Source organism: Thalassotalea sp. ND16A (genome assembly GCF_000764205.1).
GTDB lineage: Bacteria > Pseudomonadota > Gammaproteobacteria > Enterobacterales > Alteromonadaceae > Thalassotalea_A.
In genome coordinates, this window is sequence record NZ_JQDZ01000039.1 from 35554 (window position 1) to 52219 (window position 16666).

18 protein-coding genes are annotated in these 16666 nt (G+C 41.9%); 8 read left to right on the top strand and 10 right to left on the bottom strand.

The genetic code is table 11. The features are described from left to right. Positions 1 to 13: 13 nt before the first annotated feature. The 7 genes from ND16A_RS12460 to ND16A_RS12435 all read right to left on the bottom strand — a co-directional run bounded on the left by ND16A_RS12460 (position 14) and on the right by ND16A_RS12435 (position 5974). Positions 14 to 1513, bottom strand: a complete 1500-nt coding sequence (locus ND16A_RS12460) for an RNA polymerase factor sigma-54 (RefSeq protein WP_033076963.1) — start codon at positions 1511 to 1513, stop codon at positions 14 to 16. 85 nt (positions 1514 to 1598) lie between these two features. Further along, positions 1599 to 2327, bottom strand: a complete 729-nt coding sequence (gene lptB / locus ND16A_RS12455) for an LPS export ABC transporter ATP-binding protein (protein ID WP_033076964.1) — start codon at positions 2325 to 2327, stop codon at positions 1599 to 1601. Further along, positions 2324 to 2884, bottom strand: a complete 561-nt coding sequence (gene lptA, locus ND16A_RS0118995) for a lipopolysaccharide transport periplasmic protein LptA (RefSeq protein ID WP_052072972.1) — start codon at positions 2882 to 2884, stop codon at positions 2324 to 2326. The genes lptB and lptA overlap by 4 nt, the downstream gene beginning before the upstream one ends. Next, positions 2874 to 3440 carry an LPS export ABC transporter periplasmic protein LptC gene (gene lptC / locus ND16A_RS12450; RefSeq protein ID WP_033076965.1) on the bottom strand — a complete coding sequence of 189 codons (567 nt, stop codon included), beginning with the start codon at positions 3438 to 3440 and terminating at the stop codon, positions 2874 to 2876. Before lptC ends, lptA begins: the two co-directional genes overlap by 11 nt. Further along, positions 3437 to 3985, bottom strand: a complete 549-nt coding sequence (gene kdsC, locus ND16A_RS12445) for a 3-deoxy-manno-octulosonate-8-phosphatase KdsC (RefSeq protein ID WP_033076966.1) — start codon at positions 3983 to 3985, stop codon at positions 3437 to 3439. The genes lptC and kdsC overlap by 4 nt, the downstream gene beginning before the upstream one ends. 22 nt (positions 3986 to 4007) lie before the next feature. Continuing rightward, entirely contained in the window at positions 4008 to 4982 is a 975-nt protein-coding gene (locus ND16A_RS12440; RefSeq protein WP_033076967.1) for a KpsF/GutQ family sugar-phosphate isomerase, read from the bottom strand. A 14-nt stretch (positions 4983 to 4996) separates the two neighbouring features. Next, positions 4997 to 5974, bottom strand: a complete 978-nt coding sequence (locus tag ND16A_RS12435) for a calcium/sodium antiporter (protein ID WP_033076968.1) — start codon at positions 5972 to 5974, stop codon at positions 4997 to 4999. An 879-nt stretch (positions 5975 to 6853) separates the two neighbouring features. On the opposite strand from ND16A_RS12435, the gene mlaF reads away from it, so the two are divergent. Genes mlaF through murA form a run of 7 tightly spaced genes read left to right on the top strand, consistent with a single transcriptional unit; the run spans position 6854 to position 11574 of the window. Then, the gene (gene mlaF, locus ND16A_RS12430; RefSeq protein WP_033076969.1) at positions 6854 to 7657 is read left to right on the top strand and encodes a phospholipid ABC transporter ATP-binding protein MlaF; all 804 of its coding nucleotides are present in this window, start codon (positions 6854 to 6856) and stop codon (positions 7655 to 7657) included. Next, on the top strand, positions 7657 to 8436 hold the full coding sequence (mlaE, locus tag ND16A_RS12425) for a lipid asymmetry maintenance ABC transporter permease subunit MlaE (RefSeq protein WP_033076970.1): 780 nt from the start codon (positions 7657 to 7659) through the stop codon (positions 8434 to 8436). The genes mlaF and mlaE overlap by 1 nt, the downstream gene beginning before the upstream one ends. A 46-nt stretch (positions 8437 to 8482) precedes the next feature. Further along, on the top strand, positions 8483 to 8959 hold the full coding sequence (gene mlaD, locus ND16A_RS12420) for an outer membrane lipid asymmetry maintenance protein MlaD (RefSeq protein ID WP_033076971.1): 477 nt from the start codon (positions 8483 to 8485) through the stop codon (positions 8957 to 8959). Between the two features lie 31 nt (positions 8960 to 8990). Further along, positions 8991 to 9680: a phospholipid-binding protein MlaC gene (gene mlaC, locus ND16A_RS12415; protein WP_081945510.1), complete on the top strand. Its 690-nt coding sequence runs from the start codon at positions 8991 to 8993 to the stop codon at positions 9678 to 9680. Between the two features lie 2 nt (positions 9681 to 9682). Continuing rightward, on the top strand, positions 9683 to 9988 hold the full coding sequence (locus ND16A_RS12410; protein ID WP_160173493.1) for an STAS domain-containing protein: 306 nt from the start codon (positions 9683 to 9685) through the stop codon (positions 9986 to 9988). Positions 9989 to 10031: 43 nt separating this feature from the next. Then, on the top strand, positions 10032 to 10289 hold the full coding sequence (locus tag ND16A_RS12405) for a BolA family protein (RefSeq protein ID WP_033076973.1): 258 nt from the start codon (positions 10032 to 10034) through the stop codon (positions 10287 to 10289). Between the two features lie 19 nt (positions 10290 to 10308). Next, positions 10309 to 11574 carry a UDP-N-acetylglucosamine 1-carboxyvinyltransferase gene (murA, locus tag ND16A_RS12400; protein ID WP_033076974.1) on the top strand — a complete coding sequence of 422 codons (1266 nt, stop codon included), beginning with the start codon at positions 10309 to 10311 and terminating at the stop codon, positions 11572 to 11574. A 241-nt stretch (positions 11575 to 11815) separates the two neighbouring features. Here murA and ND16A_RS12395 read toward each other — a convergent pair whose 3' ends face one another. From ND16A_RS12395 to ND16A_RS12385, 3 genes are all read right to left on the bottom strand, one after another. Continuing rightward, positions 11816 to 12874, bottom strand: coding sequence for a trypsin-like peptidase domain-containing protein (locus tag ND16A_RS12395; RefSeq protein ID WP_033076975.1), 1059 nt, complete (start codon positions 12872 to 12874; stop codon positions 11816 to 11818). Positions 12875 to 13042: 168 nt separating this feature from the next. Continuing rightward, positions 13043 to 14410 (bottom strand): Do family serine endopeptidase, encoded by a 1368-nt coding sequence (locus ND16A_RS12390; RefSeq protein WP_033076976.1) that lies wholly within the window; start codon positions 14408 to 14410, stop codon positions 13043 to 13045. Positions 14411 to 14580: 170 nt separating this feature from the next. Continuing rightward, positions 14581 to 15033, bottom strand: a complete 453-nt coding sequence (locus tag ND16A_RS12385; RefSeq protein WP_033076977.1) for a YhcB family protein — start codon at positions 15031 to 15033, stop codon at positions 14581 to 14583. A gap of 224 nt (positions 15034 to 15257) precedes the next feature. On the opposite strand from ND16A_RS12385, the gene zapE reads away from it, so the two are divergent. Beyond that, positions 15258 to 16373 carry a cell division protein ZapE gene (gene zapE / locus ND16A_RS12380; RefSeq protein ID WP_033076978.1) on the top strand — a complete coding sequence of 372 codons (1116 nt, stop codon included), beginning with the start codon at positions 15258 to 15260 and terminating at the stop codon, positions 16371 to 16373. Positions 16374 to 16666 lie beyond the last annotated feature (293 nt).

Below are 16666 nucleotides of genomic sequence, written 5' to 3' on the forward strand. Positions count from 1 at the left end.
GTATTTTATTAGTTTAAAGTAAGCTCTTTCTTTGGTTAGATGGTGGTATTCCTAAAGACTCCCGGTATTTGGCGATAGTCCGTCTTGCCACTTTAATCCCTTGATCTGCTAATAATTGTGTTATTTTGCTATCACTTAGTGGTTTCGCTACAATTTCAGCATCAATTAGCTTCTTGATTAACGCACGAATTGCTGTCGATGAGCATTCACCGCCATTTTCAGTACTGACATGGCTGGAGAAGAAATATTTTAGCTCAAAAATTCCTCTCGGGGTATGCATAAACTTTTGTGTGGTTACTCTTGAAATGGTGGATTCGTGCATTTCCACGGCTTCAGCAATGTCATTTAATACCATAGGTCGCATGGCTTCAGGACCATGTTCAAAAAAGCCATGTTGTTGCTGAACAATACAATGTGAAACTTTTAATAAGGTGTCATTACGGCTTTCCAGCGATTTAATAAACCACTTCGCTTCTTGCAAATGCGAACGGATAAATTGACTGTCTTCCGTCGATTTTGAGGTTTTCGCCATGGCGGCGTATTGATTATTGATGCCAATTTTCGGCGCAGTATCCGGATTAAGTTCAACCACCCAACGACCATTTCTTTTGAATACACTGACATCGGGAATAACATATTGTTCATCTTTTTGAACGATAGCGTCTCCGGGCCTTGGTGTTAACGAGTGGATCAGTTGCATGACTTCTTTTAGCTGTGGTTCTTTAAGCCTGGTTTTACGCATTATCTGGCGAAAGTCGCGATTGCCGAGCAAGTCGATATGCTCACTAATCACCAATTTGGCTTCTTCAATATAAGGCGTAGCTTGGTCAAACTGAGCCAGTTGAATAAGAAGACAATCGGCAATGGATTTTGCCCCGGCACCTATTGGATCAAACATATGGATGCGTTTTAACACCGCCTCCACCTCGTCAAGCTCAATTTCATCATCGCCTAAGCTGGCTAAAATGTCTTCACAGCTTACGGTCAGATAGCCACTGTTATCAATGGCATCGATAATGGCGGTAGCTATGGTTCTATCGGTATCGGAAAACGGCGTTAACTCCATCTGCCAGGTAAGATGGTCTTGTATCGATTCGGAAGTTTCTCCCTGATATACATAATCATCATTACTGACACTGCCGAGACCGGTATTTGAAGTCCCGGCGCTAAAACTTTCTTCCCAGGTTGTGTCAACCGAAAGTTCATCAGGGATTTCGTTTTGGCTGAGCGCTTCCGAGGTGCTAATTTCATCTTTCGTCGGAGCAGAGTCTTCGCTACCATCTAAGGCTGGTGTGGCAACTTGTTCATTATTTAAGTGGTTATCGATATTTTCATCATTAGCTTCACTACTTGCCTGGTTTTCATCAACCTCTAATAATGGATTACTATCTAATGCTTCTTGAATTTCTTGTTGCAAATCTAAAGTCGAAAGTTGCAGCAGCTTAATCGCCTGTTGCAACTGTGGAGTCATGGTTAAATGTTGCCCCATCCGGAGCTGAAGACTAGGTCTCATGTTATCGAAACAATCCTAACTTTACAAAATGGAAAATTAATTATTTATAAATGGAAAACTTTATACGTTAATCTTATTACTTTAACTATAGCGTGAATTTTTCACCTAAGTATACATCTCTTACATGTTGGTTACTAAGTACCTGTTCAGCATTGCCTTCGGCGATCAATTCACCATGACTTACTATATAGGCGTGTTCGCATACATCAAGGGTTTCGCGAACGTTATGATCTGTGATTAACACCCCTATGCCCCGATCTTTTAAATGGATGATGATTTTTTTTATGTCACCAACCGAGATAGGGTCAACCCCGGCAAACGGTTCATCTAATAAGATGAACTTTGGATCAGCAGCCAGAGCTCTTGCTATTTCAACACGGCGCCTTTCCCCACCAGATAAGCTTTGTCCGGTGTTGTCCACAATATGGCCAATGTTAAACTCTTCCACCAGGCTGTCCAGTTTTTCTTGTCTTTGCTGTTCGTCTAAATCTTTTCTGATTTGCAAAATCGCCATAATGTTGTCGTGCACACTAAGCTTACGAAAAATTGACGCTTCTTGTGGTAAATAACCTATGCCCTGACGTGCCCGTTCATGCATGGGTTGCAGAGTTAAATCTTGTTCATTTAACGTTACTGTGCCTTGATCACTGGGTACTAAGCCGACAATCATATAAAACGATGTGGTTTTACCGGCGCCATTTGGCCCTAAAAGCCCAACAATCTGACCTGAATTTACCGTTAAACTGACATCTTTTACCACCTTACGACCGGAATAGCTTTTTGCCAGGTGCTGTGCTTTTAACGTAGCCGTCATAATTGTTGTTCTTTTTCTTGCTCGGTTTCGTTGTTCTCTTGCAAAGTATCAGGTTTCTCGGCAATGTCATCCAGCTTATTTTTGGGTTCAGGTTTCAAAATGGTAGTAACCGCGCTGTTACTTTCGGCGCTGAGCTGTTCTGTCGCTATGTTATAGGTAATAATATCACCCTTTACCATACTGCCTTCTTGACTCACCGAAGCATTACCTTTGATGGTAATGATTTGCGTTGCTGGTGAGTAACTTATTTCGTTGGCTTGCAATTCTATTTTCTGGCCATCATCAAGAATTTGACTAAAGCGTGCCGGTTTTCCTGTGGCCAGATAAACCTTGTGAACACCATTGGCCTGGTTGCTCACTTGCACCACATCGGCTTCAATCGACAGTGTCCCCTGGGTAATTTTGACATCTTCGATATAACTGGCGACCTTGTTTTTTAAGTCACTCGATTGTTTCTTAGCAATAATTACTATTTCTTGCTCAAAATCGACCTGAGCCGCCATTACTGAACTCAGAGGAAAGGATAATGCAATGCCCAGTATCAGTTTATGAGGCATGTTTCTTAAAAATTGTCTGTACATGTTCACTTAATGTCATTTTGGTTGTATTGATATCAACATGCAAACCCGAGCCGTACATAGTAAAATCTTGGCCTTTAAGTAAGATGGTTTGCTCTGATGTAATGATATTGTCATTTAAATTTACTGTTATTGCTTTCGCATGTATCTCAGAGATAAAACTGTGCTTGTCTTGAGAAATCAATCTTACTCTATCACGCAGCAGTAAGATATTATCTTTAGTTAAATTCCCGCTATTTGCCGAAAGGTTCCAGGCGGCAGAGCCATCTTTAGGGTAAATAGTATATTGTGGCTGTTGAAAAAAGGTTTCATTATTAGCACTATAGTGCGCCATTTGCTCCGCATAAATAGTGTGCGTAAGGTTGCCCTCACTGTCATATTTATTGGTATTTAATGATTTTGCAATAAAATCGGGTAGATCCTCAGAATCAATAACACTGACTGCAGTTTCATTCGATTTTTGCCACTGGATATACCCATATACCGACAATGCCATTAGAAAAACAATCGTTGAAACAATATGCAGTCGACTCATACACTGCTGCCTGTAGCCAGATGTAAGGTATTTTGGCTTTGCATAATTAAATCACACAGCTCTCGCACGGCGCCATAACCACCATTAGTGAAGGTGATATAATCGGCTCCTCGCTTCACTAGTGGATGGGCATCATTGACCGCAACCCCTAAACCGACGTACTCAATGCAAGGTAAATCGGGTACGTCATCACCTATGTAGGCAATTTCACTACGGCTTAGTTCCAACTTTTCTGCAATGGTCTGTAAAGCCGGCAATTTATCTTCTTCACCCTGCACAATAAACTTAACCCCAAGAGCCGCCATACGCTTTTCAACTATGTTTGATTTGCGGCCGGTGATCACCGCGACTGCGACACCGTTTTGGCCTAATGCTTTAATGCCAAACCCATCTTTGGTGTTAAAAGCCTTTAACTCCTCACCGTCGTTACCAAGATAAATACGGCCATCAGAGAAAACGCCGTCGACATCACAAACCAATAATTTAATCTGTTTGGCCTTAGCAACGATTGGCAGCTCAACCTGGCCATACAAGGTGTTGGTCATCATTTTCGGACTATTAGGCAATTTATAGTACTCCCGCTTTTAAAATATCATGCATGTTCATCGCGCCAATGGGCTGCTGATTGTCATCCACTATGATTAGGCCATTTATGCTCTTATCTTCCATCGCTTTTAATGCTTCTGCAGCCAGCATATCGGCCGATGCCACCACAGGTTTTTTAGTCATCACACTGCTAATGCTATCTTGATGGATATTAATCTCTTCATCAAGGATACGTCTTAAATCACCATCGGTAAATAGACCGGTAAGGATACCTGAAGAGTTTACCACTGCGGTCATGCCCAGACCTTTACTGGACATCTCTACCAGTGCCTCTTTGATTAATGCGGTTTCTTTAATTTGCGGTAAACGCTCACCAGAGTGCATGATATCTGATAAACGCAATAATAAACGCTTACCTAAACTGCCTCCTGGGTGGGACAGAGCAAAATCGTCGGCGGTGAAACCTTTGGCATTTAACAAGGCAACGGCTAATGCATCCCCCATGACCAGGGTTGCGGTGGTACTTGAGGTTGGCGCTAGCCCTAACGGACAAGCCTCTAACGGCACATCAACACAAATATGCACATCAGCCAACTTCGCCATCGTCGATTTGGTATTGCCCGACATGGCAATGAGTTTCGCGCCAATGCGTTTAATTACTGGCAATATCGCTAATACTTCACCAGTTTCACCTGAGTAAGAAATGGTTAATACCACATCCTCTTTGGTGACCATACCTAAATCACCATGGCTGGCTTCGCCGGGATGAACGAAGAAAGCCGGGGTGCCAGTACTTGCCAATGTGGCCGCTATTTTACCGCCAATATGACCAGACTTCCCCATACCAATGACAATCACTCTGCCATTACAGGCAAACATCAATTGGCAGGCCTTAGCGAATTCATCGTCAATATGATTATGCAGATTTGCAACGGCTTGCTGTTCTATATCGATCACTTGTGCGGCAAGTTTCTTAAATTCACTAGCGTGAGGCATTGATATTCTCTCTTTTAAGCAAGCTGACTAAAGATTAGATATTGATAGGCAATAAAGCCAATAAACAATACGGCACCTTTTAAACGGGTGATCCTAAACTGACCACTCAAACTAAAACATAACAGAAACAGCAAAAATGTTATTCCCAACATGTAAGGAATGTCTCTGGATGCAACTTCAGCATCAACGGCCCCTGGTGCAATTAACGCCGGAAGGGCTAATACCGCTAAAATATTAAAAATATTTGAGCCGATAATATTACCCAGGGCCAAATCATCTTCTTTTTTAATCAAGCTCATAATACTGGCGGCAAGTTCCGGCAAACTGGTACCAATGGCAATAATGGTTAAACCAATAACCAGATCACTAATGCCGAACGCCTTGGCGATCACGGTTGCGGAACCAACCAGGTAATTTGCGCTTAATGGCAGCAATACAATGCCGAATACTAGCCAGAAAATGGCGGTAGCCGATGCAACGTTTTTTGGTAATTCCAGTTCCGCTTCGACTAATAACGGATCGTCCGCTTTTTTATTCTTGGTTTGCCTCAGGGTGATAACAAGCAAAGTAATAATAAACACAAAAAAGCCCGTCATTAAAATCGCCCCTTCAGTTAAGGTGAAATTTAGATCAAAAAGCATGTAGCTGGCAATAAACGTGATCAGTAACAATAGCGGTACTTCGCGTTTGAGTGTTAATGATGAAACAATAAGGGGTTTAAAAATGGCGGTAAGACCAAGGACCAAAGCGATATTGGTAATGTTTGAGCCAATCGCATTACCAATGGCCGTATCTGGCGCCCCTTGCAGAGCTGCTGATGCAGCAACAACCATTTCCGGAGCCGATGAGCCCATGGCGACTATGGTTAAACCGATGATCATCGGGGCAATGCCAAAATTACGAGCAATGGCCGCCGCGCCAAAGACAAATTTATCGGCACTGTAAACAAGAACAACCAATGAGGTTAACAGTATTATTATTTCGAGCAGCATTTAATATTTCCAATGGTTATCAAGACGCTAGGGTCTGTTGATCTTTGCTGTGCATTTTTGCAGCGTTTAGGAATCATTTTAGCAAGGCATCGTTTTTTGTCGTGTGGTGAGCCACATAAAAAAAGCAGAAACGCAGCAAAAATGATTCCTAAACGCTGCCCTTCGGGTTCAAACAGGCGAACTTTACACCGCGTTATGGCTCAATTATTTGGAACAACCAAACTTCAATCGCCAAGCCTTGTTCAAAGTTCGCCTGTTTGAACAAAATTTGTACCGCAAAGATCAACAGACCCTCATTCGGAAGACAAATTAGAATTTACATTTGCATTAATTTTGGGCCTTGAATGATAGCGCCAAATTGTCGCCGTTAATTCAGCAAATGAAAAGCGCTAAAGCTTGCTTTGATCGATAATTTTAACAATTAGGCCAATATTTTTCGATTTATGCGCCAAAATAAATGAGATTATGCAATTGAGGTGTTAATTTTTCAATGAAAGTTACATTTTTATACAAATTGTCTGCTGTTCGAATAGTACAATGTGCGCACCCTCACATGGTAAGCCGATTACTTGGTTTATTTATTAAAACGATGTTTTTAGAATTGTTTAATTGCTGCCTTCGAAAATGAATAGTTTTCCAGTTTCAGGAACCTTTTCATTAAATGACTGGTCAGAGAAACAAAATAAACACTTAAGCATAAATTATTAACAAAATTAACCTGTTAGTTAAAGTTGCGAAGGTTCAGCAAAACATTCTATAAAATAGAACGTTTTGTTGAAAAATATAAGTTATTAACAATTGCTTACTAAATTATAATGCAGTTATCAATGAGCTAAGGTAGAATCTGATCGATAATGATACGAATTCTCAATACGTTATATGTCTGAAAATCTGGTAGAGATTAAAAATTTAAGCTTTTACAGGGAAGAGCGCTGTATCTATGATGATATAAGCTTAAATATCCCCAAAGGAAAAGTCACCGCAATTATGGGCCCAAGTGGTATCGGCAAAACTACGTTGCTGAGGCTTATTGGCGGCCAATTGAAGCCTGATAGCGGGCAAATACTATTTGCCGGGCAAGATATTCCACGCCTTTCACGGTCAAAATTATATGCATTGCGCAAAAAAATGAGCATGCTGTTTCAGTCGGGGGCCTTGTTCACCGATATGTCAGTATTTGAAAATGTGGCATTTCCAATGCGTGAGCATAGTCGTTTGCCGGAAAATCTCATTGAAAAAATGGTAATGATGAAACTCGAAGCGGTGGGGTTACGTGGCGCTATGCATTTAAAACCGAGTGAATTATCGGGCGGGATGGCACGCAGAGCCGCTCTTGCACGGGCAATTGCGCTTGATCCGGAACTTATTCTCTATGATGAGCCCTTTGCCGGGCAAGATCCTATATCCATGGGTGTTGTGGTACGGCTTATTCGCGATTTAAGTGATGCGTTAGGCCTAACCTCAGTAGTCGTCTCTCATGATGTCCCCGAGGTAATGAGTATTGCCGATTACATTTATATTGTCGCCGAACAAAAAATTATTGGTCAGGGTACGCCTGAGCAAATCCGTCAGATGAAATCTGAGTTGGTACAGCAATTTATTCAAGGTGAAGCCGATGGCCCGGTGCCATTTCATTACCCGGCTCAGTCGTACAAGAGCCAACTGTTAGGAGAAAACTCTTAATGTTGGAAAGAATACAAAGCTTAGGCCATAACACAATCAGTACTATTTCCGGCCTTGGCCGGGCGATGATGATGTTGTTGTCAGCAATACTGCAGGTGCCAAACCCGAAAAAAGGTTGGCCGTTATTGATGAATCAGCTGTTTTCGGTGGGTGTATTATCGCTGTTGATTATCATTGTTTCGGGTGGCTTTATTGGTATGGTTATTGCCCTGCAGGGGTACACTATACTTGTGGGGTACGGTGCGGAGGCAAGTTTAGGCCCTATGGTCGCATTATCGATAATCCGAGAGTTAGGGCCGGTGGTCACGGCATTGCTTTTTGCTGGCCGTGCCGGCTCGGCGTTAACCGCTGAAATTGGCTTAATGAAAGCCACAGAGCAGTTAAGCTCTCTGGAAATGATGGCGGTGGATCCCTTAAGGCGAGTCATTGCCCCTCGCTTTTGGGCTGGCTTTATCAGTATGCCATTATTAACTGCAATATTTTCAGCCGTTGGCATCTTAGGGGGGCACCTGGTTGGCGTTGACTGGTTGGGCGTAGATTCAGGGACTTATTGGTCGGTGATGCAAGCGGAAGTCGATTGGAGTGATGATGTGTTAAACGGGGTAATCAAATCTGTCGTTTTTGCCTTCGTCATTACCTGGATTGCAATTTACAAAGGTTATGACTGTGTCCCCACTTCAGAAGGAATTAGTCGGGCAACGACAGCAACAGTGGTACAATCTTCATTAATAGTACTGGGTTTAGATTTTATCTTAACCGCATTAATGTTTACAAATTAAGCTATCGATATAATATCGATGAAAATAGAAAAAGTGGTGGTTTGACATGGTGTCGAAAAAAATTGAATTAATGGTTGGCCTCTTCGTTGCAATTGGTATTGCGGCCATTTTGATGCTTGCCTTGAAAGTGGCGAATGCCGGTATCGCCGGCAATGGCAAAACGTATCAGTTATATGCAAAATTTGATAATATTGGCGGTCTAAAAGTTCGCTCGCCAATTAAAGTGGGCGGTGTTGTGGTTGGCCGGGTTGAGCATATCAAACTTGACCAGGAAGACTATATGCCAATAGTTACCTTAGATATTTATAGTAACTATGATAATTTTTCCGAAGCAACATCGGTTTCGATATTAACCGCAGGTTTATTGGGTGAGCAATATCTGGGTTTAGATCCGGGCTTTTTAGATGAAGAGCTAGGCATTGGTGTGCTACAGCCAGGTGATTTTATTGAAGACACTAAACCGGCTTTAGTGTTAGAAGAGTTAATCGGACAGTTTTTATTTAGCCAGGATTCTGAAGATTAAATTCGGCAAAGGGAATATCAGCAAGGTTTACATGATGAAGAAATTATTTGTTACGTTTTCGCTAATTTTATTGGCATTGTCTAGCACAGTCAACACAGCTTTCGCGGTTGAAGTGGATAAAACCAACCCTTATGTGATGATTGAAGAGGTGTCAAAAGTTACTTTTGATAGATTTGCCCGTGAACATCAGCAAATCAAAGCCAATCCAGAGCTGCTTAAAGATATTGTGCGCGAAGAGTTGATGCCGCATATTTTCTATCAATATGCTGCGTTAAAGGTACTTGGTAACTATCGTAAAGGTGCTTCTAAAGACGATATTAAAGCGTTTATTATCGCCTTTAAAGAGTATTTAATCACTTCCTACGCGCAAGTTTTTACCTTATATGAGCAACAACGAGTTGAATTTGAGCCAGCGAAAACCATTGGCAAGAAAAAAATTATTATGGTGGGGGTGGATATCATTGATGACAATCGACCACCGATTAACATTAAATTTAAAGTACGTAAAAACAGTAAAACCAATGAATGGCAAGCGTTTGATTTAGTTGCTGAAGGCATTAGCTTACTCGATGCCAAACAAAAAGAATTGCGCAGTATTTTGGCACAAAATGGCGTGGCCGAAGTGACTAAAATGCTGAAAGAAAAAAGTGACCGAAAAATTGTGTTTAAGCAAGATACAGACGTAGAAGCAAAACTTAAAGCACAAGAGACAGGTGAATAGTTTTGCCAACTCACTTTACTATTCAAACTTCAGTCGCTGAAAAAACAACGATTTCAGGGCAATTAACCCGGCAGAGTATTGCCGGTAAACAGGAGAAAAATTTCTCCAAATTGATCAAAGCAAAAAATCAAGACATTGATTTGTCTGGCATTGTCAAAATTGATACCGCGGGCCTTGCCTGGCTATTGGCGCTGCTAGAGTTTGCCGAGAAAAAACAAATTCAACTAAGCTATTCACAAGCACCTATAGAATTGGTTAAACTCGCCAAACTAAGTGGTGTTAATGAGCTGCTACCTATCTCTGGCTAAACTTGTTTGGCCAACCCAAAAAACTTAACAATGGAGCAATATTGTGGATGTAACTGATATTGAGAATCTTCTTAACCAACAGCTAACTTTGGATGAATTACACGTTACCTTTGATGGTTCACAATGCAAAGTAATCGCCGTTGCCGATATGTTTGACGACATGAGTCGAGTGAAGAAACAACAAACCGTATATGCGCCTCTGGCCGATGCCATTAATCAAGGGCAGATTCATGCGGTAACCATCAAAACTTTCACCAATGCCCAGTGGCAGCGTGAAAAAATGTTCAATATGCCATCTTAAAAAATAATCGAGTAATCCTGTGGAAGCCTTTCGTATAAATAGTGGTAACGAGTTACACGGTAACGTTACCATCAGTGGTGCAAAAAATGCAGCACTCCCCATTCTTTTCGCCACCATTTTAGCTGAAACGCCTTTGCAAATAAGCAATGTACCTAGGCTGAATGACATTGAAACCACATTAAAGCTGCTCACCGAACTTGGTGCCGATGTCGACTGGTCGGCGGATAATGCCGTTAAGATAGATGCCAGCAACATCGATAATTGTTTAGCACCCTATGATTTGGTGAAAACCATGCGTGCGTCTATTTTGGTGCTTGGGCCACTGTTAGCGCGTTTTGGTCATGCTGAGGTATCTTTGCCGGGGGGCTGTGCCATTGGCGCACGACCGGTGAATCTCCATATTCAAGGCTTGAAATTGATGGGGGCAGATATCGTGGTGGAAAACGGCTATATCATTGCTAAAAATCAGGGCCGACTGCAAGGTGCAACCATCTTTATGGATACGGTCAGCGTTACCGGAACCGCCAATCTAATGATGGCTGCGGCTCTTGCTGAGGGTACGACTATCATTGAGAATGCTGCCCGTGAACCTGAAATTGTTGACCTGGCTAACTTTATCAATGCCATGGGTGGTAATGTTTCTGGTGTTGGCAGCGATATGTTAACGATTGTGGGGGTTGAGCGTTTAACCGGTGCCGATTACTCGGTAATGCCGGACCGAATTGAAACGGGAACTTTTTTGGTTGCTGCTGCAGTAACGGGCGGCAAAATACGTTGCATCAATACCGATCCAAGTGCGTTGGATGCGGTGATCAGCAAATTGCAAGAGTCGGGTGCTAAGCTCACTATCGGTGATGACTGGATAGAACTGGAAATGACCGAGAAGCCGAAAGCTGTCGATATTCGTACTGCCCCACACCCGGCATTTCCAACGGATATGCAGGCTCAGTTTGTAACCCTAAATACCATTGCTGAGGGAACAGCAACTACGGTAGAAACGATATTTGAAAACCGCTTTATGCATGTGCCAGAATTACAGCGTATGGGGGCAAATATCAAGCTTGAAGGTAACACCGCAATTTCAGTAGGGGTCGAGCAATTAACTTCGGCTCAGGTGATGGCGACCGATTTACGCGCTTCGGCAAGTTTGGTCATTGCCGGATTGGTGGCGAGTGGTGAGACCATAGTCGATCGTATTTATCATATCGACCGGGGCTATCAGCATATTGAAGATAAACTGCAAGCATTGGGCGCGGATATAAAGCGTTTTAGAGTAGAGCAGTAAATTGTTGCTGTAAACAGAACATAATAAAAGATTGCAAGTTGCAATCTTTTTTTTATGTTGCTGCTTAGCAACGAGAAACGAGCAGCCATTGTTTCTATGCACGTTTTGAATTTAGGAGGTCCCGTGGCAAGCACGGGATGACGGCGTTATTATTACGCCATATTTATAAAGTATGCCGTCATTCCGTTGAAAAACGGAACCCCCATATTTGACAGTGAGCTTTTGGCCGCCGTAGCTGCTCCTATTTATACTCAACAATCTTCACCGGTATTGTCATTGGTTGATTCTGCCGGTAGATGGCAAAATTCAGTATTTCTCCAGGATCGGTTTCGGCAACGATATCGAGGGCGCTGTTGATGCTGGATATTTTATTATCGTTGATTTTATAAACCACATCATTCTTCATTAAACCAGCAACATCGGCTGGACTGCCTTTGGTAATATCACCAATAACAAAACCCTTAAGTTGCGGATTATATTGTTGCGAACTTACCCCAAGCCAACCACGAACCACACGACCATTACTGATCAATTCAACCATTACCTTCGCGGCAAGTTCATAAGGCACGGCAAAAAATATCCCTTGAATGTTCATTTGGGGATCAATACGGTTAAATTTTGCGGTAGTTATGCCAACTAGGTCGCCATTACTGTTGACCAAAGCGCCACCGGAATTACCATCATTAATGGCGGCATCCATTTGTAAGAATTGCCGGTAACTGGTATTACCCAAGCCACTACGACCGGTTGCACTGATGATCCCCTGGGTTATGGTTTGACCAAGGTTAAGTGGGTTGCCGATAGCAAGTACAACATCTCCCACTAAAGGTGACAGGTTGCCATCTACGGGTATCACAGGTAAATTGTTGGCATGAACTTTCAGTACCGCCAAATCGGTTAACTCATCGCTACCTATCAACTCAGCACTTAATTCGGTACTGTTTTGCAGCACTACCGTGATTAAATCGGCGTTCATCACCACATGATAATTGGTAAGAATGTAACCACGAGCATCCATGATCACCCCGGAGCCTAATTTTACCCGTTGAATAGCCCGGTTTTGATAGCGCCTGTCGGTTTCTATCGTTTCCGAATATATATTAACCACCGCGGGAGCCGCACGCGCCACGGCAGTTGAAAACGAAAAGGGTTTAACCTTATCTTCTTTGGGTTTAAATATATTCAAAGATAAATTATTACCTTCGCGTAAGTCAGGCACTAAAATGAGTAGCACCACCGCAGTTAACAAGCCGTAACTGGTAGCGCGAAGAATGTAAGTAAGAGCAGAAATTAATTTCAAAATGAATGACTTTGTGAGTTAAGTAGAGCAATGGGTAACTGTTATAAAGAGTAGCACTTTTTTAACGGTTAACAAAGGCTTAACAGGCGAAGTCAAAAACAGTGATGTAGAAAATATTAAGGGGAATCAACATTCCCCTTAGTTACATGTAAATTATAAAAATACAGTCTAGCGCATCATCAGATATAACTCGGTATTACCGCGCATTACATTTAACGCGACCACACCCTGAATTTGTTCAAGGGCACCACGCAAGGCGGCTAAATTATTAATTCTAGAGCGGTTAACTCCAGCAATTACATCACCTTTTTGCAAGCCTACTGCAGCAGCTGGGGAGTTGGCGTCAACATCATTTACCATTACCCCAGGACCTTGCGCATTGGAGCTTAATTTAGCTCCTTTTAACATTGGGTGTAAGTTAACGGCTGCGATGTTGGCATCAGGTGCGGCTTTTAATGTGACTTCTACGGTTTTTTCATCGCCATCTCGAAGTAACGTAAGTTCAACCGTTTTGCCTGCACCAATAGAACCTATTTTGCCGCGTAATTCATTAAACGATCTTACCTTACGATCGTTTACCTCAATAATAATATCACCAGCTTTTATTCCGGCTTCTTCGGCGGCAGAGTCTGGGGCCACCTGACTGACGAAACCACCCTGATTAATGTCTAAGTCCATCGCTTTGGCGAGCTCGGCATTAATTGAATTGCCGGTAATACCCAACACGCCACGACGAACTTCGCCATATTCGATAATTTGATTCACTAAATTTCGCATCATAGACGACGGGATGGCAAAGCCAATGCCGACATTGCCACCGCTTGGGCCTAAAATGGCGGTATTGATGCCAATCAGTTCGCCGCGTAAATTCACCAAAGCGCCGCCAGAGTTACCACTGTTAATTGCGGCATCAGTTTGAATAAAATCTTCCAGTTGTTCTATGTTTAAGCCACTACGACCAAGGGCACTGACTATGCCGGAAGTCACCGTTTGTCCTAAGCCGAATGGGCTGCCAATAGCAACGGCAAAATCACCAACGCGTAATGAATCGGAATCCGCGATTTTGATTGCGGTTAAATCTTCAGCCTTAATTTGTAACAAGGCAATGTCACTTTGAGCATCGGTACCGATCTTTTTCGCTTCGAATTGTCTGCCGTCTTTGAGGTTAATTAGAATCTCATCAGCCTCATCGATAACATGATTGTTGGTGACGATAAAACCTTCCTCGGCATCAATAATTACGCCTGAGCCCAAACCACGAAATGGTCTTTCCTGTGCTTGCTGGCCACGACGTTGACCGAAGAAAAATTTAAAGGCGTCTGGCACTTGCTGTTTTACTTCATGGGTGCCGGCAACAGAAATGCTTACCACAGCAGGAGTAGCAGACTCAAGCATGGGCGCTAGTGAAGGTAATTCCTTACCATCAACTTGCAGGGGGATAGCGGCATTAGAATATAGCGGGAAAAGGCTTAACGAGCCGATAATTAACGCGGTAGCGGATAATTTTGTGGCAGTTAATTTTGAACTTTTAATCATTCTATCGAGACTCCAAATATTACAACTATTAAATGATAGGTAATTCTGATTAGGGTTAATAGCATTTTAAAACTATGATTCAGCGCAAGATAACGGTGAATCATGTTTTTATGTGGTACTAGATATTAAAGAGTCAAGAGTATGCAGAAAGTTCCTAATTAAATACCGATTTAACTTGGGCTATTTGTAACAACTTGTTTCTCGTCATTAAATAAACCGCTTGGATCTGCAGAGTAATCTCTGGGAGCTTCAGTGATTTGCTCTTTTTTGCGCGGCTGAGCTGCTTTCAACTTGTCAGGACTGGTACGCATTTGAGCTTCTATCTCTTCGGAGAAAAAAGGCATTGCTTTCGTTTCATTAGTCGCCTTATGTAACAGTATCGTGCTCTTTTCCATTTGTGCCATTGCCGTTGCACAGGTTTCATTCATTTGGTTAAGTAATTGCGCTGAGCTGGCAAGATGAGTAGCGACTTCTTGCTGATAATTCTTGAGACTGGTTTTATTTGCAGAGGCCTCTTGTTCAAGGCGCTTATAATCTTGTTCTGAAGCCGACATTTTATTGCTGATAAAAAATCCGCCTATGGTTCCAATTACAGCACCGATGAAAAGATAAAGAAATTCCATAGTAGTTACCTTATGAATATTATGAATGAGGGAAATTTATTACTATGTTGATTTATTATAACAACCGGCATCAGCAATCTTATTATATGTTGATCGAAATAAGATAAAGATGCCAAACATAGTTTTATTCTTTTATAATAGCGCTAATTTTACAATTGCACACCACAAAGGTGAGCAATAATTGTAATTTTTCAATGATATAAGACAATTAATTAGTAAATGCGATGATCAAGTTAACACCATTACAAAAATATCAACAGGATTTAACCCAAGAGGGCTTTGCTTTTGATGCTGCTCAGGAAAATGCGGTCAAACAATTGCAACGTCTATATGATGATTTGCAAACTAAGCCTATTGCGGTAACCGGCTTTAAAAAAGTATTAAAAGGCTGGGTGAAAACTTACGCTAAAAATAAGCCGAAGCCAGTGCGCGGCATTTACTTTTGGGGAGGTGTTGGTCGTGGCAAAACTTACTTAGTTGATACCTTTTATGATTGCTTGCCTTTTGAAAACAAAATGCGAGTGCATTTTCACCGCTTTATGCATCGAGTGCATGAAGAACTAAAAGACTTAACCGGGCAAGCCGACCCACTTAAAATTATTGCTAAAAAATTCGCCGCAGAAACCCGCATTATCTGTTTTGATGAGTTTTTCGTCTCTGATATCACCGATGCAATGTTACTTGGTACCCTGTTTGAGGAGCTTTTTAGCCATAATGTGACGTTAGTCGCAACATCAAATATTATTCCCGATGAGCTCTATCGCAATGGGTTACAGCGAGCACGTTTTTTACCGGCTATAAAACTCATTAATGAAAACTGTGATGTGGTGAATGTCGATAGTGGTATTGATTACCGTTTGAGAACTTTAGAACAAGCGGAGATTTATCATTTCCCTATTGATCAGCAAGCAAATGAAAATTTAGCGTTATATTTTAAACAGTTATCCGTTGAAGAAGGTGTGCGGGGCAAAGATATAGAAATCAATAATCGATTATTAGCGAGCATTGCTGAATCTGATGGCTTAGTACATTTTGATTTTCATCAGCTTTGTGAAACGGCTCGCAGTCAGAGTGACTATATGGAGCTAAGCAGAGTTTATCATACCGTGTTACTTGCTAATGTTAAGCAAATGGGACGTGATAGCGACGACAGTGCAAGGCGCTTTATTGCAATGGTTGATGAATTTTATGAACGTGGGGTAAAACTGATCATTTCGGCAGACGTGGCGATGGAAAGTTTATACAGTGATGGCGGCTTAAATTTTGAATTTAAACGCTGTCTATCACGCTTACAAGAAATGCAGTCGCATGACTATTTGGCCAGTGAGCATTTGCCGTAATAATCAGAAACGAGAAACTATAAAAGAGAAACGAGAAACGAGAAACGAAACACGAAGAGCGGGGGTTTAAGTTGTGCTCGCTGTCAAATATGGGGGTTCCAAATCAAGTTTGGAATGACGGTGCATGCTTTCTAAGAATATAAAAGCACTCACAGTATTCGTTTATTTACACCACGTCATATAAAAGAAGAAGCCCCTAAATAAATTATTACTTAAGGGCTAAGCTAGAGTGAGAAGAAGAGGCTAAGACGTCAAAAGCTTTTAGCTTCTCGGGATGCAAAAGCCTCTTCTTA